This window comes from Candidatus Accumulibacter phosphatis (genome assembly GCF_000024165.1).
GTDB lineage: Bacteria > Pseudomonadota > Gammaproteobacteria > Burkholderiales > Rhodocyclaceae > Accumulibacter > Accumulibacter phosphatis.
Genome location: NC_013194.1, coordinates 3,148,340 through 3,168,064, shown reverse-complemented (window position 1 = coordinate 3,168,064; position 19,725 = coordinate 3,148,340). Strand labels below are relative to the sequence as shown.

Here is a 19,725-nt window from a genome sequence, read left to right as displayed (position 1 = left end):
CCAGTCCCAAGCGGCAGCGTCCAGCCTTCGAAGTGGTGTGGGACGCCTATCAAAGAGGCTTCAGATCATAGCTCGTGCTGCGCCCACCGGCCGCGGTTCTCTGCAAGATCCCCCGCTCGACCAGATCGTTGATGTCTCGCAGCGCGGTGTCCGACGAGCAGTTGGCCAGCGCCGCCCATTTGCTGGTGGTGAGCTTGCCTTGAAAGCCATCCAGCAGGCGGTTCAGCACCTTGACCTGACGTTCATTCAACGTGGCACCCTGCAGCCCCTGCCAGAACCGCGCCTTGAACAGGACGGCGTCCAGTACGCCATGCGCTTGGCCCAGCGCCTGACTGAGCATGTCGAGGAACCAACGCAGCCATTCCGTCACATCCATCGAGCCTTTTTGCGTGCGCTCCAGGATGTCGTAATAGGCTTTGCGCTCGCGCTGGATTTGCGCGGACAGGCTGTAGAAGCGCTGAGGGCTGCCGTCGGTACGCGCCAGCAGCAGGTCACCCACAGCACGTGCGATGCGGCCGTTCCCATCATCGAAGGGGTGCAGAGTCACGAACCATAGGTGTCCGAGCCCTGCGCGGATCAGTGCCGGATCGCTGGGGGCAGGGTCATTCAGCCAGCGCAGGAATACGCTCAGCTCCGTCGTCAGGCGATCAGCCGGTGGCGCCTCGAAGTGCACCCGCTGGCGATTCATCGGACCGGAAACCACCTGCATGGGGCCAAGGGCATCGTTTCGCCACGCCCCCGTGGTGATCTTGGTGAGGCCAGAGTAGCCCGTGGGAAACAGCGCCGCATGCCAAGCGAAGAGACGGTTTGGCGTGAGTGGCGCCCCGTGCCGAATAGTGGCGTCCAGCACCATCTCCACCACACCCTCGACGTGCCGGTCGACTGGTGCCAGCGAGCCGATGTCCACCCCCAATCGACGGGCGATGGACGAGCGCACGGAGGCCACATTCAGGTGCTCGCCCTCGATCTCGCTGGTCTTGAGGACATCGTCGGTCAGGGCGGCCAAGCTGGCCTCGTCGCGCAGACCCAAGCCCACGTCGGCGAGCCGACCCAGCAGCAGCCCTTGGGCGCGGCTGACCTGGGCCATGGGCTCAGCCAATGCTGACAGGTCGTAGCGCCAGTGAGGCCAGTCAGGTGCCTGCCAGGCGTAGAGGTAATCGCTGCTATTCATGCGGTGATTGTGGGCCGCATTCGCCGCGCCGGCAAGTTATTTGCCGTATTTGGTGCGGTGAATGTGAGCGCATTCGCCGCGAGAGTGGTCTGTCCGAGATATGGCGCCGTGTCCGTGCCTGCAATCAAACGCGACCGTCATCGAGATGTCTGGGGCTGCCGACGGCCTTCAGCCCCGTTTGGTAGCGATCATCCACCCTTTGGCAGAACTCACCCAGCGAAAGCTCCAGTGCGCCGGCCAGACGATGGAGCGCGCTGATCGCGGGTTACTTGCGTGTGCTCTCGATCAGGGTGATGTACGGACGATCCAGCTCACCTCTGTCTTCAGACGTTGAACAGAAAATTCAGCACATCGCCGTCCTTGACGACGTAGTCCTTGCCCTCGGCGCGCATCTTGCCGGCTTCCTTGGCTCCCTGTTCGCCCTTGCAGGCGAGGAAGTCGGCGAGGGCAATCGTCTGCGCGCGGATGAAGCCCCTCTCGAAGTCGGTATGGATGACGCCGGCGGCCTGCGGGGCGGTGTCGCCGACATGGATGGTCCAGGCGCGGACTTCCTTGACGCCGGCCGTGAAGTAGGTCTGGAGGCCCAGCAACTGGTAGGCGGCACGCACCAGGCGATTGAGCCCGGGTTCGTCGAGGCCGAGGTCGGCGAGGAAGGCTTGCTTGTCCTCGTCGTCGAGATCGGCGAGTTCGGCTTCGATCTTCGCGCAGAGGGCGACGACCGGTGCGCCTTCCGCGGCCGCATGTTCGCGCAGGCGGTCGAGGTGCGGATTGTTGTCGAAGCCGTCCTCGAGAACGTTGCCGACGTACATCATCGGCTTGATCGTCAGCAGGCACAGCGGTTTGAGCAGAGCCTTCTCGTCCGTGGACAGCGCCAGCGTGCGCGCGGGAAGGCCTTCGTTGAGATGTGGCAGCAGGCGCTCGAGAACGCCGACGAGCTTCTGCGCGTCCTTGTCGCCGGCCCTGGCCTTCTTGCTGTCGCGGTTGAGGGTGCGTTCGACGGCGGCGAGGTCGGCGAGGGCCAGCTCGGTCATGATCGTTTCGATGTCGGACAGCGGGTCGACGCGGCCCGAGACATGGACGACGTTGGCGTCCTCGAAGCAGCGGACGACGCTGACGATGGCGTCGGTTTCACGAATGTTGGCGAGAAACTTGTTGCCGAGACCTTCTCCCTTCGAGGCGCCGGCCACCAGCCCGGCGATATCGACGAACTCGACGATCGCCGGTTGCACGCGTTGCGGCTTGACGATGGCGGCGAGCTGCGCGAGGCGGGGATCGGGCACTTCGACGATGCCGACGTTCGGCTCGATGGTACAGAAAGGGTAGTTCTCGGCGGCGATTCCCGCCTTGGTCAGGGCATTGAAGAGGGTGGACTTGCCGACGTTGGGCAGGCCGACGATACCGCACTGGAGACTCATGTTCGGGTTCCTATGGTGAAACGCGCTTGACGTGCAGCAGCCGCTGCGCGGCGGCGTAGTCGCCGGCGGCGAGGTCCGGCCAGGCGAGCAGACAGCGATCGATGGCGCGGTCGATGAGTTCCTGCTCTTCCCGCCGCGGTGCCTTGAGGACATAGCCGACGACCGCGTCGCGCTCGCCGGGATGGCCGATGCCCAGGCGCAGCCGCCAGAAGTCGGGCGTCGCCAGGCGTGCCTGGATGTCCTTGAGGCCGTTGTGGCCGCCGTTGCCGCCGCCCAGCTTGAGGCGGGTGGTTCCGGGCGGCAGGTCGAGGTCGTCGTGCACCACCAGCGTCTCGTCGGCGCCGATCTTGTAGAAACGGGCAAGCGCGGCGACGGCCTGGCCCGACAGATTCATGTAGGTCATCGGCTGCAGCAGCCACAGTTCGCCGACACGGGCGACGCGGCCAAGGAACTTGCCCTGTGGCGCGAGCGGCGCGCGCAGACGCTGCGCCAGTTGGTCGATGAACCAGAAGCCGACGTTGTGGCGGTTGTCTTCGTATTCGCCGCCGGGGTTACCGAGGCCGACGATCAGGCGAGGGGGTGACATGGGATCATTGGGGTGGGGACAAAAACAGGCCGCCGTGGGCACCGGGTGCCGGACGGCGGCCTGGCCTGGGAGCCGCGGACCTAGGTGGCGGCCGCTTCGCCCTCGGCGGCGTCGGTCTCGGCACCGCCCTTGCGGGCCGGGATGGACGCCACCACCGGGTCCTCGTCACCATGCGTCACCGGCTTCACGCCGGCCGGGAAGACAAGTTCCGAGACATGCAGCGCATGACCCGACTCGAGGTTCTTCAGGTCGACTTCGATGTAGGCCGGCAGGTCCTGCGGCAGGCAGGTCACTTCGATATCGTTGAGGATGTGCGCGACATTGCCACCACCGATCTTGACGCCCGGCGCAATGTCGGCGTTGACGAAGTGCAGCGGTACGCGCTGGTGGATGGCGTGCGTGGTGTCGACGCGCTGGAAGTCACAGTGCAGCACCAGCGGTTTCCACGGGTGCCTTTGCGAGTCACGCAGGACGACGCTTTGCGTGGCACCGTCGACATTGAGCGTCAGCACGGAGGCGTGGAAAGCTTCCTTGCGTAGATTGAGCAGAATTTCGTTGTGATCGAGGTCGATCAACAGCGGCGCGGCCGACCCGCCGTAAACGATGGCCGGGACCCGCTTTTCGCGACGCAGGCGGCGGCTCGCTCCGGACCCCTGCAAGGTGCGCTTGCGCGCGTGAAGTTCAAAAGTCATGGACAACTCCTGGGTTGAGGCAATCCCCGCCCGCGACCAGGCGGGGGGTTGGGAAATCCATCGGCAAGACGCAGTGTCTTATTCGATGAACAAAGAGGAAACCGAATCCTCGTTGCTGATCCGGCGAATGGTTTCGGCCATCACCTCGGCGACGGAAAGCTGTCGGATGCGCGGAGAAGCCACGGCATCGTCGCGCAGCGGAATGGTGTCGGTGACGACCAGTTCGTCGAGATCGGAAGCATTGATCCGCTCGACGGCACGGCCCGAGAGTACGGGGTGGACGCAGTAGGCGAGTACCTGCCTGGCGCCGTGTTCCTTGAGCGCGGTGGCCGCCTTGCAGAGGGTTCCGGCGGTGTCGACCAGGTCGTCCATGATCACGCAGGTGCGCCCCTCGACCTCGCCGATGATGTTCATCACCTCCGACACGTTGGCCTTGGGACGGCGCTTGTCGATGATCGCCAGATCACATTCGAGCCGCTTGGCGAGGGCACGCGCGCGGACGACGCCGCCGACGTCCGGGGAAACGACCATCAACTGCTCGAAGTCCTTCTTCCACACGTCGCCGAGCATGATCGGCAGCGAATAGATGTTGTCGACCGGGATGTTGAAGAAGCCCTGAATCTGCTCGGTGTGCAGGTCCATCGTCAAGACGCGGTGGACGCCGGCTGCGGTCAGCAGGTCGGCGACCAGCTTGGCAGCGATCGGTACGCGCGCCGAGCGCACGCGACGGTCCTGGCGGGCGTAGCCGAAGTAGGGGATGGCGGCCGTGATGCGGGCGGCCGAGGCGCGCTTGAGCGCGTCGGCCATGACCAGCAACTCCATCAGGTTCTCGTTGGTCGGAGCACAGGTCGATTGCAGGATGAAGACGTCCATCCCGCGCACGTGCTCCTGGATCTCGACGCTGATCTCGCCGTCGGAAAAACGGCCGACATTGGCGCGGCCAAGCGAGATGTTGAGACGCTTCACTACGTCGGCAGCCAGGGCGGGATTGGCGTTGCCGGTGAATACCATCAGGCTGTCATAGGCCATGGTGTGCTTCCCTCGGCGCCCGGAATGCGGCGCCCATAAAGCAAGACGGGCAGGTCAGGCCGCCTGCCCGCTTTGACGGAGATGGAATGGCTGGGGAAGAAGGATTCGAACCTTCGAATGCCGGAATCAAAATCCGGTGCCTTAACCAACTTGGCGACTCCCCAGCGGTCGCTAATTCGCCTGGGTGGCGAACGAGGCGCGCATTATACCGGGAATTCCTCGGGAAAAGGAAGCTCGCGGACGAGAAATCTGGCGCAGGTGGTCGAAGGTTCAGTCGGCCAGCGCCCGCAGGGGGTGATGGTCGAGACCCGGCGCGAGCCAGCCACGCATCGTCGCGGGCAGTTGCGCCAGTGTGGTCGCGGCCATGTCGAGCGTGGCGAACTCGGCGAAGACGCAGGCGCCGGAACCGCTCATGCGCGCCGGCGCCCACGTCGCCAGCCAGGCCAGGTGTTCGGCAATCACCGGAAAGCGAGCGCATGCCACGGCTTCGAGGTCATTGGTGCCGAAGGCCGGACGCCAGGCATCGACGGCAATCGGCCGTGAATCGCGCTTGAGTTCGGGGCTGCCGAAAATCGCTGCCGTCGGCACCTGCACCGGCGGTTCGAGGACCACGTACCAGCTCGGCGGCAACTCGACCGGTCGCAGCGTCTCGCCGATGCCTTCGGCAAAGGCGTTGCGGCCGAAGACGAATACCGGCACGTCGGCGCCAAGCTGCAGGCCGATTTCCTGCAGCCGGCGGCGCGGCAGAGCAAGCTGCCAGAGGTGGTTGAGGGCCAGCAAGACCGTCGCGGCATCCGAGCTTCCGCCACCCAGGCCGCCACCGAGCGGCAGACGCTTGTCGATGCTGATTTCGACGCCGGCCCGGCAACCGGTTGCCGCCTGCAGCAGGCGCGCGGCACGCACCGTCAGGTCGTTTTCCGGCGGCACCCCGGGCAGTGGCGTCGCCAGGTGTACCGCGCCGTCGGCACGTGGCGCGAAGCGCAGGCTGTCGCCATGCCCAAGAAAGCGAAAGACGGTCTGCAGCAGGTGGTAGCCATCCGCGCGTCGGCCGACGACGTGGAGAAAAAGGTTGAGCTTGGCCGGCGCCGGGTATGCGCTCTGCCAGTTCCATGTCTCTTCAGGTGTCGGCATGTGATTCAGTCCGCTGGCGGCAGTGCCTGCCATTCGTCGATTCGCAGGCGCAGTTGAACGCTTCCTTCCCGCTCGACGAAGAGCCGGTCGGGGAGCGCTTGCGGATCGTCGCCGTCGTAGGCGTAGTCGATGCGCCAGTCCTCCTGGCGCAAGTGCAGCGGGCGTCCCTGCGGGTCCGTGGTCAGCGTGCCGGCGTTCGCGTGACGGCCGCGCAGCCAGTCGACGAGCCTGTCCAGGGGAAGGGGATAACCCAGCACCGCGTGCAGCAGGCTGTCGACAGTCGCAGCGCTCTGCGATCGGCCCTCGCCGGCGGTCAGGAATGCCCCGCTGGCGTCGCTGACGATCTCCGCCAGCGCCTGCCCGAGCGGCGAAGAGAGCACGAGCTCATCGCGATCGCCCACATGTCGCCAGTGGATTCCACCGACGTAGGCCTTCCCCTCGTGGCGCACGGAAAAGCGGCCCACCAACGCGAAGTCCTGCAGGCTGTCACGGTCAATCGGTAGCCGCGCACCGGTCGGTGGCCCGATGGCCGTACAGGCACTCAATGCGAGCAGGCCGAAGAGGAAAAGGAGCAGCTGTCGGTAGCCTGCTGTGGAGGCGCCGGTCGAGCCGCCGTCGCGACGCTTCAAGGTCAGGGCGAGAACTTCTTGACGGCCTCGCCGAGAACCTCGTGCGCAGGATCCTTCTTCTGTGCCTCGCGCAGGATGGCTTGCGCCTCGTTCTTGCGGCCGAGCATCCACAGCACTTCGCCCAGGTGCGCCGCGATTTCCGGGTCGCGGCGCAGGGCGTAGGCGCGCTGGAGGTGTGCCAGGGCACTGTCGAGATCACCTTGGCGATAGAGCACCCAGCCCATGCTGTCGAGAATGAAAGGATCATTGGGGGCGAGCTGGAGCGCCTTCTCGATCAGCTGCTGCGCTTCCGGCAGGCGCAGCTTGCGATCGGCGTACGAGTAACCGAGGGCATTGTAGGCTTGTGCGCCCTCCGGCTGGATCTCTATCAGCTTGCGCAGGCGGCTTTCCATGACCTCCAGCCGGCCGAGCTTCTCGGCGAGCAGGGCCGACTCGTAGAGCAGGTCGGGCTGTCCCGGTTCCGCGAGCAACGCCTGTTCCAGCAAGTCGAGGGCGGCCTCGGTCTGCTTGGCATCACGCAACAGGGCAGCTTCGGCGATTGTGAACTGGACGCGTTGCTTAGGGCTTCTCTCGGCTGCGGCGCGCAGTTCGGCGCGCGCCTCATCGAGCTTGCCTTGCTTGGCGAGGATGCCGGCACTGCGCAGTTGCGCCGGAAGGTAGTGCTCGCCGGCGCCAACCTGCCGATAGTAGTCAAGGGCTTCCTGCGGGCGCTTGTTTTCGTCGGCAAGCTGTCCAAGGTAGAAGTACGGGGCGCTCTTGTCCGGGATTTCGAGAGTCACCAGATGCTTGAGCTGCGCCTCGGCGAGCGCTTGATCATTCTCCTGGAGGGCGAGGAGGGCAACCGGATAGACGACGTCTGGATTGTTCGGGTAGGCCTGCAGCAACAACTCGAACTGGCGCTTTGCCTCCGCATAGCGTTTCTCGCCGACCAGCGCCCGCGCCAGATGAAGCTGGACCTCGCGCGCCTTGGGGTAGCGTTCGACAAAGCCTTGCAAGGAGGCTATAGCCGCGGCGCTTGACTTGCTGGCCAAGATCTGGGCTTCCAGCAGGGCGGCCGTTTCCCAGTCAGGGCGCAGCTCGAGAGCCTTGCGGACTTCGCCGAGCGCCCTTTCATTCTCGCCTGCCGAACTGGCGGCCACGGCGACGGCGTAATGCGCTTCGGCGAGGCCGAAATAAGGCGTGCAGACCTTGCTGACAAGTTGCAAGACCGCCTGGCGATCCGGGGTGCGCGCAAACATCCGGTTGAGACCGAGCAGATTGGCTGGCAATGACGCCTTGTCCGCATCCAGGAGGCGGATCAATTCCGGAGCCAGACCCTCGAGCTGATTGCTCATGATCATCACCCCGACCAGTACCTGCTGCGCGCGCTTGGACTCGGGTTCCACCTGTATCCACAGGCGTGCGAGTTCCTGCACCACTTCAAAACGGCGCGCATAGCTGGCCACCTCGATGGCGCGCGCAATCACCGCCGGGTCGCGCGTTCGCACGGCCAGGTCGGCGTAGGCCTGGCTGGCGAACTCGTTCTTGCCGCGCTGCAGGGCCACTTCGGCAAGCAACACCTGGTATACCACTTGGCCGGTCAGTTCCCCGGGCTTCCTGTCGGTGGCTCGCGGATCCGTTGCCTCGGGAAGGCCGGCCGGCACTTCGCGGATCGTGGGTCGTGCGCGTTTGCTGGCACCGGCCATGTCGCCTGCGGCCTGCGCCGGGATGCCGAAGGCGAGCGCGAGCATGGCGCAGACGAGAGTGTTCTTGATCGGTTTCATGGTTTCCTTGCCTGCCGCAAACAGTCGCGGGAATTGACGGGGCGGATTGCGTCATAATTCCTGTTGCGCATGTTATGGACTTTTCTCGGTAGCAGCAATGCCAGAACTCCCCGAAGTTGAAGTCAGTCGCCAGGGATTGCTTCCCCTATTGCGGGGACAGCGTATTCTCGGGGCGGTTGTGCGCACTCCGCGCCTGCGTCACGAGATTCCTCCCGATCTCGCGTCGCGGCTCACCGGCCTGCGCCTTGACGGCATCCTCCGACGCGGCAAGTATCTGCTGCTGGACTGCGAAAGCAGCGCGCGGGGCGGCTGGATCATTCTCCACCTCGGCATGTCGGGCAGCCTGCGCCTGGTGCCGCCGGAGACTCCACCGCGCAAGCATGATCACGTTGACCTGGTCTTCGGCCAAAGCGTTCTGCGCCTCCGGGATCCCCGTCGTTTCGGGGCCGTGCTGTGGCACGCGGGTGGCGATGTCGAGAGTCATCCGCTGCTCGCTGCTCTCGGCGTCGAACCCCTCTCCGAAGGATTCAGCGGCGATTGGTTGTACGCGGCGACGCGGCGACGCCGTGTAGCGATCAAACCCTTGCTGATGGATAGCCATTTCCTGGTGGGCGTCGGCAACATCTACGCCGCCGAGAGTCTGTTCCGCGCTGGAATCTCGCCGCTGCGGACCGCCGATCGCATCAGTCTGGCGCGCTATCGGCGGCTGGTTACGGCGATCCGCGCCACGCTCGAAGCGGCGATCGCTGCCGGCGGCAGTAGCGTACGGGACTACGTGCACAGCGATGGCGGAGCTGGCTGCTTCCAGCTTTCCTGCGCCGTTTACGACCGCGCCGGCCAGCCGTGTCCGGCCTGCGCCGGGGAGGTGCGCACGATTCGCCAGTCGGGTCGCTCGACTTTTTACTGCCCGCGTTGCCAGCGCTGATTGGCCGCTCGTGGCAAGAAATCCCATGTCGCTGATTGGTCTGGACTTTGTGGTAGAGTAAAGCCTGTACCTTGCGCTGGAACATGCCATGACGCTTGCCCAACATTTTGCCGCCTACAGTGAATGGCGTGTCGAGCTTTCCGGAGTGCTGGAAAAATTCGCAGGCTGGCTGGTCGAGAACGAACTTGCCGACGCCCAGACCGACCGGCGCATCGCCGAGTTGCTCGAGAAGCTGCGCGAAGATCGCCTGCACGTTGCCTTTGTCGCCGAGTTCTCGCGCGGCAAGTCGGAGTTGATCAACGCCCTGTTCTTCGCCAATTACGGCAACCGCGTGCTGCCTTCCACGGCGGGCCGCACGACCATGTGCCCGACCGAGCTGATGTTCGACCGCACGCGGGCGCCGTCGATCGAACTGCTGCCGATCGAGACCCGCGAGGCCAACGCCAGCATCAGCGAATACAAGCGTTTTCCGGACGAGTGGGAAATCATCCCGCTCGACACCGCCTCCGCCGAAGCGATGCAGGACGCGCTTCGCCATGTCAGCGACGTTCGTCGTGTCGATCTCGAAACGGCCAAGAAACTCGGTTTTGCGGTTGGCGAGGGCGATGCCGTGGCGTTTCGCGTCGACGAGGACGGAACGCTCGAGGTTCCGCGCTGGCGTCATGCGATCATCAATTTCCCGCATCCTCTGCTCGAGCAGGGGTTGGTGATCCTCGACACACCCGGCCTCAACGCGATCGGCACCGAGCCGGAGCTGACCCTGTCGCTGCTGCCCAATGCGCACGCTGTGCTGTTCATCCTGGCCGCCGATACGGGCGTCACGCAATCCGATCTGACCGTCTGGCAAGAACACATCGGAGCGCCGGGTGGACGCAAGAAGGGCCGTATCGTCGTCCTGAACAAGATCGACAGCCTCTGGGACGAACTCAAGTCGCCGGCAGAAGTCGCGGCGGAGATCGCCAGGCAGGTCGACACTTGCGCGTGGACGCTCGATCTGCCTGCCGCCCAGATCTTTCCTGTCTCGGCCCAGAAGGCACTGGTTGCCAAGATCAACGATGACGCCGACTTGCTCAGGCGGAGTTGTCTGGGCGAGCTTGAACATGCTCTTTCCGAGGAACTGATTCCCGCGAAGCAGGAGATCGTTCGCGACAACACCGACAGCGAGTTCTCCGATTGCTATCTGCGCACGCGCAGCCTGCTTGAGTCGCGCCTCGCCAGCCTGCGCGAACAGGTGACCGAGCTCACGGAACTGCGCGGCAAGAACAAGGGTGTCGTCGAGTACATGATGGGCAAGGTACGCGTCGAGAAGGAGGAGTTCGAATCGGGGCTACAGCGCTACTATGCCGTGCGCAGTGTTTTCTCGCAGTTGACCAACAACCTCTTTGCTCACCTCGGGCTTGATTCGCTCCGTCTGCTGACCACCGAGACGCGCGATGCGATGCAGCATGCCACCTTCTCGAAAACGCTGTCGGCGGCAATGGCGCATTTTTTCGAGGTCGCTCGCGGCAACCTCAGCCGGTCAGAAGGAGAGGTGGCGGAAATCAGGGCGATGATGGAGGCCATCTACAAGAAGTTCGCTGTCGAGCATGGCCTCAAGCTGGGTTCACCGATCGGTTTTTCCCTGATGCGCTACTCGAAGGAGATCGACCGCATCGATCAGTGGTGCGACACGCACGTCAATACGATGTTTCAGTTGTTGACCCACGAAAAGGGCCAGCTTACGCAGCGCTTTTTCGAGGAGGTCGCGGTGCAGGTACGAAAGAACTTCGAGCATGCCAACCGTGATGCCGAATCGTGGCTGAAGGCGATCATGGCACCGATGGAGATCCAGATTCGCGAGCACCAGATTCAACTGAAACGCCGGCTGGAGAGCATCAAGCGGATCCACCAGGCGACCGATACTCTGGAAGAGCGGATCGACGAGCTGCTCAGTGTCGAGAACAAACTGGTGTCGCAAATGCAGGCGCTGAACCGGATCGGGGAGAGCATTCGCGATGTCCTCCAGCAGACCGTCAGCCTGGAAGGTGTGCGCAACGCGGCGTGAGCCGCTGGCCTGCGCCGCTCCCTGCAAGATCGGGTGTGGCGCGCGCAGAAGCTGTCAGAAGCCGAAGCGGGCCCAGAAGAACAGGACGTTGCCGTTGCCGTTGCCGCCCGGTACGTAGCTCATGCTGAGGGCGCTGCGCCGATAGTTGACCGAGGCGATCGGCAGAATGCCGGGAAACGGGAAATAGTTGGCGATGTCGGAGCGGGCCGTCACGAAGACGGTGTAGCCCAGGCCCGCGTGCAGTCCGTCGCGCTCTCCCCACATCCACTGATATCCGTAGCCGACGATAGGCTCGAACTTGTCGTGGGAATCGCGGAAGCCCATGGCGTACAGGCTGTGCCAGTTGCCTTCGTCGTCGTAGCGGCTGCGCCCATAGCCCAGCCCCCAGGTATTCTGCTCGAAGCTGTCGAGCTTGGCCTGCGAATAGGCGAATGGCATATGGTAGGTGTAGAAGGGGAGGAGCACTTCGCCCTGGCCCTGTTCCCAGGTGTCGTGCAGCCGTTTGCAGAGACTGCCGGTGAAGGTCGTCGGGTCGTCGCATGCGGCCGCTACGGGGTTGGCGAGGCAGGCGGCGAGCAGTGCAGCCAGGGCGTGTTGTGAGCGTCTCATCGGCGAAGTCCGCGATGGCCGCGCGAAGGCGGAGGAGTCGGCAGGGTGCTGGGCGGCACACCCGCAAAGGATGCAATCATACGGCAAAGCGGGCCGCCGGCCGCAGGTCGCGGCGAGGGCCTGCGGCGGTCTGCAGCGATCTCACCCTCACTCGGGGGCGAGATCGCGGTAGTAGACGGCCTTCAGGTAGCGTGCCACCTCGTCGACCTCTTCCCGGCCCCAGCCAAGCGCCATGGTCTCCTGCCAGCGCCGGACTTCCGACCGCAGGCTGTGCCAGTTGGTCACCAGCTTCTTGTCGCGCCAATGCATCTGTTCGTTGTGGCAGGCGATGCAGTGCGTCGAGTAGAGCAACTCGCCGCGACCGGGCGCGGGCAATGGTGGTGTCTCGGCTGTGGCGAGACCGGCCCACAGGGCCAGCAAGACGGTGGCTGACACTCCACGAACCATATTGTTTTCCCCAAGGCGTTGCCGTTCGATGCCCGTCAGCATACATGCATCGGCGCCGCTCACCAAGGTGCCTGCGGCACCCCTCCGGCAAACCTGATATCAGGCGAGCTGCGCGGTCCGTTGCCCAGCCCCGGCCGCGCAGCTACCGCTCGCGGTCGTCGCTGGGGTGCACCATCGCCGCCGGTCGGACCCAACGGTCGAACTCGTCTACTGTCACATACCCGAGCCCCAGCGCCGCTTCGCGCAAGCTGCTGCCCTCACGGTGGGCGCGCTTCGCGACCTCGGCGGCGCGGTCGTAGCCGATGTGCGGGGCCAGTGCCGTCACCAGCATCAGCGAGCGCTCAAGCAGTTCGGCGATGCGTTGCCGGCGTGGCTCAATACCGCGTAGGCAATGCGCCTCGATACTCGTCATGCCGTCGGCCAGCAGGCGTACGCTCTGCAGGAAGCTGTTGGCAATCAGCGGCTTGAAGACGTTGAGCTCGAAGTTGCCGGACGCGCCGCCAAGACCGACGGCCACATCGTTGGCGAGCACCTGGCAGCAAAGCATCGTCAGCGCCTCGCACTGGGTCGGGTTGACCTTGCCGGGCATGATCGAACTGCCGGGCTCGTTCTCGGGAATGGCAATCTCGCCGAGTCCCGAGCGGGGGCCCGACGCCAGCCAGCGAATATCGTTGGCAATCTTCAGCAGTGCGACGGCGAGTGTCTTGAGCGCGCCATGCGCGGCCACGAGGCCGTCGTGTGCGGCCAGCGCGGCAAACTTGTTGTCGGCGCTGACGAACGGCAACCCGCTCTGGCGGGCAAGGTCGGCCGCCACACGCGTGCCGAATTCCGGGTGTGTGTTGAGAGGCGCGGTTGGCCAGGACCTCGTTGATGTTCATGTTGGTCTGCGTGCCAGCTCCCGTTTGCCAGACCGACAGCGGGAACTCCTGCGTATGGCGGCCGGCAAGCACTTCCTCGGCGGCGCTGACGATCGCTGCGGCCTTGTCGTCGGGCAGCAGCCCGAGGTCGCCGTTGACCCGTGCTCCGGCGGCCTTGACGGCAGCCAGCGCACGTAGCAGTTCCTCGGGCATGCGTTCGCTGGAGATCGCAAAGTGTCCGATGGCGCGCTGTGTCTGTGCGCCCCAGAGCCGATCCGCGGGCACGTCGATGGTGCCGAAGGAATCCCTCTCGCTGCGTGTACTGCTCATCGTCCACTCCTCGGCGGGAACATGGGTGGTATGCCGAACGGAAGTATGGTCATGCTGACCGGCGGTGACGTGGACGAAGCGCGTGAGGACCCTGCGTCCTGGGCGTGGCGGGTCGGCGGCGCTGCGGCGTCGTCAGTCTTCGACAAAGCGTTCGATGAAGCCGGCGATCGCGGCTCTTCCGAAAAAGACGCCGTAATGGCCCTCACAGAGAATATCGGCGGCGAGCGCCTCGAGCTTGCGTAGCGACTGCTGGTAGTCGCTACGCTTCGACAACAGTGCCGGGTGGAGCGGTCCATGGACGTCCTGCGCGAAAACCACTCGCCGACCCTCCGACTCGACCAGGTAAGCGAGCGAGCCGGGGGAGTGGCCGGGGATGTGGATCGCCTGAATCGATCGATCGCCGAGAGAAAACCGATCGCCGTCGGCGATCCGGATATCGACAGGGCAGGGGGCGAGGTGGTCACCGTACCACGATGCGGCGCTGACCTGATTGTCGCCGTTCTCCAGATACGCGGCCTCGAGCGCATGGATCGCTACTGGCCAGCCAAAGCGCTGCCGAAGGTCGGCGGCGGCGCCACTGTGATCATAGTGGCAATGGGTGAGCAGCAGGTGCCGGATCTGCTCGGGTGAGACGCCGGCGGCTTCGATGTTCTGCAGGAGCCGATCGGTGGCGCGACCGCAGCCGGCATCGATGAGCGCAGCGACGTTGCCGAAGTGGACGAGGTAGACGGCTGCATCGTTGCCGTGTGTCAGCGTCGGGCCGCCGACCTGACTGATTTCCGAGGTAATCGCAAGAGCCCGCGGTCCCATCCCTGTCCTCCCCATGGTGCGTGTTCGCTTCGTTCGCCGCTTCGGCCAGCGGCACGTGCAGCACGACCGATGTCGCGCTCAAGTCGTGCTGACCGGCTCCGCATGCCGTCCCGGACGCGGCGCTGCAGGCCAGCCATTGTGCCTGATTCTTGCACGGCCGGCCATTCGCCTGCGTGCCTCTAGCGCATGCTCGGGCCGGATCATTCGCCCCGAATGCTGCATCGGCCGTCAGTTCCCGGCAACAGCTCACGCGCGCAGCCGGCATAGCGATGGAGCGCTCACGAGAGACCAGCGGAGCAGATTGGGCCGGTCGGCGTACGGAGCGCGGGTCCTCAACTCCGCGACTTGGCGTAGTCTGTCGCCTCGACAAGGTCGCCATGGACAAACCACCCGACTACCATCGCAGGATCGCACTGTCCCCGAGTTGGCGGACGCGCGCCTTGAACACGCTGCTGCGGCTGACGATGCGCAGGCGGATCACGCAGGAATCCGACGTCAGCGCGTTGCGTCGCGAGTACGAGGAGATCGATGCGCGTTATTTCCAGGTTGCGCCGGACGTCCCGCACGCCGGTCGACTGCGATGGCGTGCCGGCCGAGTGGATCACTTTGCCGGACAGCCGGCACGAGCGCGTCATGCTCTACCTGCATGGTGGATTTTTGCCTCTCGCTTTCCGAATGCGCACGCCGCGCTGGTGTCACGCCTCTGTCGGCGTCTCGGCGCGCGGGCCCTGCTCCCCGACTACCGGCTGGCGCCGGAGCACCCCTTTCCAGCGGCGCCGGACGATTGCCAGCGCGTCTGTCGGGCGCTTATTGCGCAGGGCGTGGTGCCCGCGAGCATGGTTCTCGCCGGCGACTCCGCGGGTGGCAATCTCGCGCTCGTCACGATCCATTCTGCCAAGGCGGCGGGTGAGCCCTTGCCGAGTTGTGTCGTGCTGCTCTCGCCGGCACTCGACTGCACGCTCACCAGCCGGAGCATGGCGGACTACGACGGACACGACCCGATGCTTCAGTTGAGCACCCTGCTCGTGCTCCGTCGATGCTACGGGCAGTCGCCGCACCAGTCAGGCAAGCCGAGCAAGCAGTCGCCGGTATGGCAGACGGGAGCGCGGCAAGGTTTGTCCGACAACCGGTTGTCCAGCATGGCCACCTGACAGCCCGCCCGATTCGATAGACTACTTCTGCCGCTTCATCATCTCCTGGATCTTCGGATCCTTCATCATTTCGTTGATGTTCATCCCGCCGACGTTCGGCATGATCACGTCCCCGGGCTTCTGGCCGGGTTTGCAGGGACCGACCCAACGCGCGTCGAGCGACATTTTCGACTCGCTGGTGCCGTGCATCGGTGGGCTGAAGCGCGTGTGCATGTCACCCTTGTAGGCCGAGTCGAACGAGCCGATGAAAACGGCATCGGTGGTGGCCGTGCTGCCCTGTGCCTTGCAAACGGAGTGGATGGTGACCTTGTTGCCGAGTTGCTTGACATCGATGACGCTGCAGTTCTGTTGTTCCTTCTTGGCTTGCTGTTGCATCAGGTCGTCAGTGCTCTGGTCGATGCACTGCTGCATCGCGCCCATCGCCGGCATCCCCTCCATGCGCGTGCTGACTTCCCACAAGCCGGCTTTGCGCTTGGGCATGTCGGCAGCCTGCAGCTGTCCCGCGAGGCTCGCGGCGACCACAGTGAGCAGCAGTAGTGGGCGAGAAGTGCGGCTGACGGGTCTGGCTGGGAGATTCATGGCGATTCCTTTTTGCGCGTAGGCGGACGGATGGGTGACTTCGGCATATTAAACCCGCAGCGCGCCGCTGTCAGGCGCCAAGCCGCTGGTCGTGGCGCGGCAGGGGTAGAATGGCGGTCATGAGAGTCAATGGCAGGTTCACGCGCACGATCTGGCCGGTGGTCGATGGCTGTGCCGTGGACATCATCGACCAGACCGCGTTGCCGCACGAATATCGCGTGCTGCGCCTGGCCAGCCTCGAGGACGCCGTGCGCGCAATCTGCAGCATGCAGGTACGCGGTGCGCCGCTGATTGGCGTGACGGCTGCGTATGGCCTGGCTCTGGCGCTGGCGAGCCAGGCGGATGATCCGGCCCTGCATGCCGCCATCGAGACACTGGTGGCGACACGACCGACTGCGGTCAATCTGCGCTGGGCTCTGGCGCGACTACAGGCACGTCTGGCACCCTTGCCGCCGGTGGCGCGCGCCGAGGCGGCCTGGCAGGAGGCTGGCAGGCTTGCCGACGAGGACGTCGAGCAATGCCGCCGCATGGGCGACAACGGGCTGCAGTTGCTGCGCCTGCTCCCTGCTGCGCAGCACGGGCGCTTGGCGATGATGACCCACTGCAATGCCGGCTGGCTGGCCACCGTCGACTACGGTACCGCGCTGGCCCCAATTTATGCGGCGTTCGCGGCAGGAATCGACGTGCACGTCTGGGTCTCGGAAACGCGCCCGCGCAACCAGGGCCTGCTGACGGCCTGGGAACTCAGCGAGGAGGGGGTGCCTCACACCGTCATCGCCGACAACGCCGCCGGGCTGCTCTTGACGAGGGGCGAGGTCGACGCGGTCATCGTCGGCGCCGATTGCGTCGCCGCCAACGGCGACATCGTCAACAAGGTTGGCACCTGGCTGAAGGCGCTGGCGGCGCGCGCGGCGGGCGTGCCCTTCTACGTGGTGGCGCCGCGCTCAACGATCGACTTCGACTGCCCGACTGGTGCGGCGATCGCCATCGAGGAGCGCGACGCAGACGAATTGCGCCTCGTTCAGGGCTGCGATTCAGCCGGTCGACCAGGACTCCTACGGCAGTTGGCGGTCGCCGAAAGGGTCGCCAATCCGGCCTTCGACATGACGCCGGCGGCGCTGATCAGTGCGCTGATCACGGAACGCGGAGCGTGCGCCGCCAGCGGCGCCGGCCTGTTGTCGCTGTACCCGGAAGAGCGGCATGGATGAGCTTCGCCGGCAGTTGATCGCGACCGCGCAGCGCACGGATGGCCTTGGGCTGGGACGGGGCACGGCGGGCAACCTCAGCGTTCGCACCGAGGGCGGCGAAGCGGCGGGCTTTCTGATCACCCCCAGCGGCATGCCGAGCGCAGCTCTGGTTGCCAAGGACATCGTCTTCATGCGTTTCGACGGAACGTCCGTGGGATGTCGCAAGCCCTCGTCCGAGTGGCGCTTTCATCGTGACATCTATGTCTCCCGGCCCGACGCGGGCGCCGTCCTGCATGCGCACCCGCCTTTCGCCACCAGTGTGGCTTGCCTGCGCCGCGACATTCCGGCCTTTCACTACATGCTGGCGCGCTTTGGCGGGGACACTCTGCGCTGCGCGGCTTACGCGACTTTCGGCACGCAAGCGCTCTCGGACGCCGTGTTGCTGGCGATGGCCGATCGTCGCGCCTGTCTGCTTGCCAACCACGGCATGCTGGTGTTCGGCGACGACCTGACGCACGCCCTGGCCCTTGGCGTCGAACTCGAGGCACTGTGCGAACAGTACTGGCGCGCCTGTCAACTCGGTCAGCCGGTGCTGCTCGATGCGGCAGAGATGGCGACGGTGCTCGACAGGTTCGCCAGCTACGGCCAACAGGTCTGACCAGGGCACCAACTCTCCGCCGAACCGACGATGCTGCGCCTCAGCGAGATTCGCCTCCCCCTTGACCACGCACGCTCGGCGCTGCCAGCGGCGGTCGCCGACCGACTCGCGCTGTCAACAGCCGACATTCAGCAGTTGAGCGTCTTTCGGCGCAGCCACGATGCCCGCAAGGCCAGTGCGCCGATGTTCATCTACAGCGTTGACGTCGAGGTGCCCGACGAAGCGGGGGTGCTGCGGCGTTTTGCCGGCGACCACCGGCTGCAGGCGACGCCGGACATGCGCTACCAATGCGTGGGGCGGGCGCCGGCGACGCTCGCGACGCGGCCGATTGTCGTCGGCTTCGGCCCGGCGGGTATCTTTGCGGCGCTGGTGCTGGCGCAGGCCGGCTTCCGGCCGATCGTCCTCGAACGCGGCAAGGCGGTACGTGAGCGCACGCAGGATACCTGGGGACTGTGGCGAAAGAAGGTGCTCGATCCGGAATCGAACGTGCAGTTCGGCGAGGGCGGCGCCGGCACGTTTTCCGATGGCAAGCTGTATAGCCAGATCAAGGATCCGCTGCACTACGGGCGCAAGGTGCTCGTCGAGTTCGTCAAGGCTGGCGCGCCGGAGGAGATTCTCTACGTCGCCAAGCCGCACATCGGCACTTTCCGCCTGGTCGGCATGGTCGAGCAAATGCGGCGCGAGATCGAACGGCTCGGCGGCGAGGTCCGTTTCCAGCAGCGGGTGAGCGGCCTGCAGATCGAGCGCGGGCGGGTGCGCGGAGTGACGCTGTCTTCCGGCGAGGAAGTCTCCGGCGAGCAGGTGATCCTGGCTCTCGGTCACAGCGCGCGCGACACCTTCGAGATGCTGCACCGAGCGGGCGTGTTCATGGAGGCCAAGCCGTTCTCGATCGGCTTTCGCATCGAGCACCCGCAGTCGTTGATCGACAGGGCGCGTTTCGGACCGAACGCCGGTAATCCCCTGCTCGGTGCTGCGGATTACAAGCTCGTTCATCACTGCAGCAACGGTCGCTCGGTGTACAGCTTCTGCATGTGTCCGGGTGGGACGGTAGTCGCCGCTACGTCCGAGGCGAACCGGGTGGTGACCAACGGCATGAGCCAGTATTCGCGCAACGAGCGCAACGCCAACGCCGGAATCGTCGTCGGCATTACGCCGCTCGACTACCCCGGTGGGCCGCTGGCCGGAATCGCGGTGCAGCGCGATATCGAGACGCGCGCCTTCGAACTCGGCGGCGGCACCTACGAGGCGCCAGCGCAACTCGTCGGCGATTTTCTTGCCGGGCGGCCATCGACGCGGCTTGGCTCGGTCATTCCCTCGTATCAACCCGGGGTGCGCCTGACCAGTCTGGCGAGCGCGCTGCCGGACTACGCGATCGAGGCCATCCGCGAGGCGCTGCCCGCGTTCGAGCGCCAGATCAGGGGTTTCGCGATGCCCGACGCCGTTCTCACAGGAGTCGAGACACGAACCTCTTCACCGTTGCGGATCACGCGCGGGGCCGATGCCCAGAGTGTGAACGTGCGGGGACTCTATCCGGCCGGCGAGGGTGCCGGCTACGCCGGCGGCATCCTGTCTGCCGGAGTCGATGGGATCAGGGTAGCTGAGGCGGTGATCCGGCAAGCGCTAGCGCAGGCAGCGCCACGGCTTGCGTCAGGCTCCGAGCACGGCGGCTGCGCTGCGGGCGACGACGAGGGGCAGGGTGGCGGGTAGCCACG

At 65.3% G+C, this 19,725-nt stretch carries 18 protein-coding genes, 1 tRNA gene and 1 pseudogene; 6 read left to right on the top strand and 14 right to left on the bottom strand.

Translation table 11 applies throughout. The features are described 5' to 3' along the window. Positions 1-49 precede the first annotated feature (49 nt). From CAP2UW1_RS13640 to CAP2UW1_RS13600, 9 genes are all read right to left on the bottom strand, one after another. Positions 50-1,171 (bottom strand): Fic family protein, encoded by a 1,122-nt coding sequence (locus CAP2UW1_RS13640; RefSeq protein ID WP_015767205.1) that lies wholly within the window; start codon positions 1,169-1,171, stop codon positions 50-52. A gap of 323 nt (positions 1,172-1,494) precedes the next feature. Then, entirely contained in the window at positions 1,495-2,586 is a 1,092-nt protein-coding gene (gene ychF, locus CAP2UW1_RS13635; RefSeq protein WP_015767204.1) for a redox-regulated ATPase YchF, read from the bottom strand. 10 nt (positions 2,587-2,596) lie between these two features. After that, the gene (gene pth / locus CAP2UW1_RS13630) at positions 2,597-3,172 is read right to left on the bottom strand and encodes an aminoacyl-tRNA hydrolase (RefSeq protein WP_015767203.1); all 576 of its coding nucleotides are present in this window, start codon (positions 3,170-3,172) and stop codon (positions 2,597-2,599) included. Between the two features lie 80 nt (positions 3,173-3,252). Then, entirely contained in the window at positions 3,253-3,864 is a 612-nt protein-coding gene (locus tag CAP2UW1_RS13625) for a 50S ribosomal protein L25/general stress protein Ctc (protein WP_015767202.1), read from the bottom strand. A gap of 78 nt (positions 3,865-3,942) precedes the next feature. Then, entirely contained in the window at positions 3,943-4,893 is a 951-nt protein-coding gene (locus CAP2UW1_RS13620; RefSeq protein ID WP_015767201.1) for a ribose-phosphate pyrophosphokinase, read from the bottom strand. A gap of 87 nt (positions 4,894-4,980) precedes the next feature. Beyond that, a tRNA-Gln gene (locus tag CAP2UW1_RS13615) sits at positions 4,981-5,057 on the bottom strand. A 106-nt stretch (positions 5,058-5,163) separates the two neighbouring features. Further along, positions 5,164-6,024 (bottom strand): 4-(cytidine 5'-diphospho)-2-C-methyl-D-erythritol kinase, encoded by an 861-nt coding sequence (ispE, locus tag CAP2UW1_RS13610; protein WP_015767200.1) that lies wholly within the window; start codon positions 6,022-6,024, stop codon positions 5,164-5,166. A gap of 5 nt (positions 6,025-6,029) precedes the next feature. After that, the gene (gene lolB, locus CAP2UW1_RS13605; RefSeq protein ID WP_015767199.1) at positions 6,030-6,653 is read right to left on the bottom strand and encodes a lipoprotein insertase outer membrane protein LolB; all 624 of its coding nucleotides are present in this window, start codon (positions 6,651-6,653) and stop codon (positions 6,030-6,032) included. 2 nt (positions 6,654-6,655) lie between these two features. Continuing rightward, positions 6,656-8,416: a tetratricopeptide repeat protein gene (locus tag CAP2UW1_RS13600; protein WP_015767198.1), complete on the bottom strand. Its 1,761-nt coding sequence runs from the start codon at positions 8,414-8,416 to the stop codon at positions 6,656-6,658. Between the two features lie 97 nt (positions 8,417-8,513). Here CAP2UW1_RS13600 and mutM point away from each other — a divergent pair, with 97 nt between their 5' ends. Beyond that, positions 8,514-9,341, top strand: a complete 828-nt coding sequence (mutM, locus tag CAP2UW1_RS13595; protein ID WP_015767197.1) for a bifunctional DNA-formamidopyrimidine glycosylase/DNA-(apurinic or apyrimidinic site) lyase — start codon at positions 8,514-8,516, stop codon at positions 9,339-9,341. A gap of 88 nt (positions 9,342-9,429) precedes the next feature. Continuing rightward, entirely contained in the window at positions 9,430-11,385 is a 1,956-nt protein-coding gene (locus CAP2UW1_RS13590; RefSeq protein ID WP_015767196.1) for a dynamin family protein, read from the top strand. 54 nt (positions 11,386-11,439) lie between these two features. Here CAP2UW1_RS13590 and pagP read toward each other — a convergent pair whose 3' ends face one another. The 4 genes and pseudogenes from pagP to CAP2UW1_RS13570 all read right to left on the bottom strand — a co-directional run bounded on the left by pagP (position 11,440) and on the right by CAP2UW1_RS13570 (position 14,438). Continuing rightward, on the bottom strand, positions 11,440-11,994 hold the full coding sequence (pagP, locus tag CAP2UW1_RS13585) for a lipid IV(A) palmitoyltransferase PagP (protein ID WP_015767195.1): 555 nt from the start codon (positions 11,992-11,994) through the stop codon (positions 11,440-11,442). 147 nt (positions 11,995-12,141) lie between these two features. After that, entirely contained in the window at positions 12,142-12,429 is a 288-nt protein-coding gene (locus tag CAP2UW1_RS13580) for a hypothetical protein (RefSeq protein WP_291910986.1), read from the bottom strand. A gap of 154 nt (positions 12,430-12,583) precedes the next feature. Then, positions 12,584-13,628: pseudogene (locus CAP2UW1_RS13575) on the bottom strand (class II fumarate hydratase). A gap of 132 nt (positions 13,629-13,760) precedes the next feature. After that, entirely contained in the window at positions 13,761-14,438 is a 678-nt protein-coding gene (locus CAP2UW1_RS13570; protein ID WP_015767193.1) for an MBL fold metallo-hydrolase, read from the bottom strand. 377 nt (positions 14,439-14,815) lie between these two features. Between CAP2UW1_RS13570 and CAP2UW1_RS23880 the strand changes: the two genes are divergently transcribed. Then, positions 14,816-15,589: an alpha/beta hydrolase fold domain-containing protein gene (locus CAP2UW1_RS23880; protein ID WP_015767192.1), complete on the top strand. Its 774-nt coding sequence runs from the start codon at positions 14,816-14,818 to the stop codon at positions 15,587-15,589. A 21-nt stretch (positions 15,590-15,610) separates the two neighbouring features. On the opposite strand, the gene CAP2UW1_RS13560 is transcribed toward CAP2UW1_RS23880, so the two are convergent. Beyond that, the gene (locus CAP2UW1_RS13560; RefSeq protein ID WP_015767191.1) at positions 15,611-16,168 is read right to left on the bottom strand and encodes a DUF3617 domain-containing protein; all 558 of its coding nucleotides are present in this window, start codon (positions 16,166-16,168) and stop codon (positions 15,611-15,613) included. A gap of 110 nt (positions 16,169-16,278) precedes the next feature. Between CAP2UW1_RS13560 and mtnA the strand changes: the two genes are divergently transcribed. From mtnA to CAP2UW1_RS13545, 3 genes are read left to right on the top strand one after another with little or no spacing between them, the layout of a single operon-like run. After that, the gene (mtnA, locus tag CAP2UW1_RS13555; protein ID WP_015767190.1) at positions 16,279-17,376 is read left to right on the top strand and encodes an S-methyl-5-thioribose-1-phosphate isomerase; all 1,098 of its coding nucleotides are present in this window, start codon (positions 16,279-16,281) and stop codon (positions 17,374-17,376) included. Then, on the top strand, positions 17,369-18,013 hold the full coding sequence (locus tag CAP2UW1_RS13550) for a class II aldolase/adducin family protein (protein ID WP_015767189.1): 645 nt from the start codon (positions 17,369-17,371) through the stop codon (positions 18,011-18,013). The genes mtnA and CAP2UW1_RS13550 overlap by 8 nt, the downstream gene beginning before the upstream one ends. A 30-nt stretch (positions 18,014-18,043) precedes the next feature. After that, positions 18,044-19,720, top strand: coding sequence for an NAD(P)/FAD-dependent oxidoreductase (locus tag CAP2UW1_RS13545; RefSeq protein WP_015767188.1), 1,677 nt, complete (start codon positions 18,044-18,046; stop codon positions 19,718-19,720). Positions 19,721-19,725 lie beyond the last annotated feature (5 nt).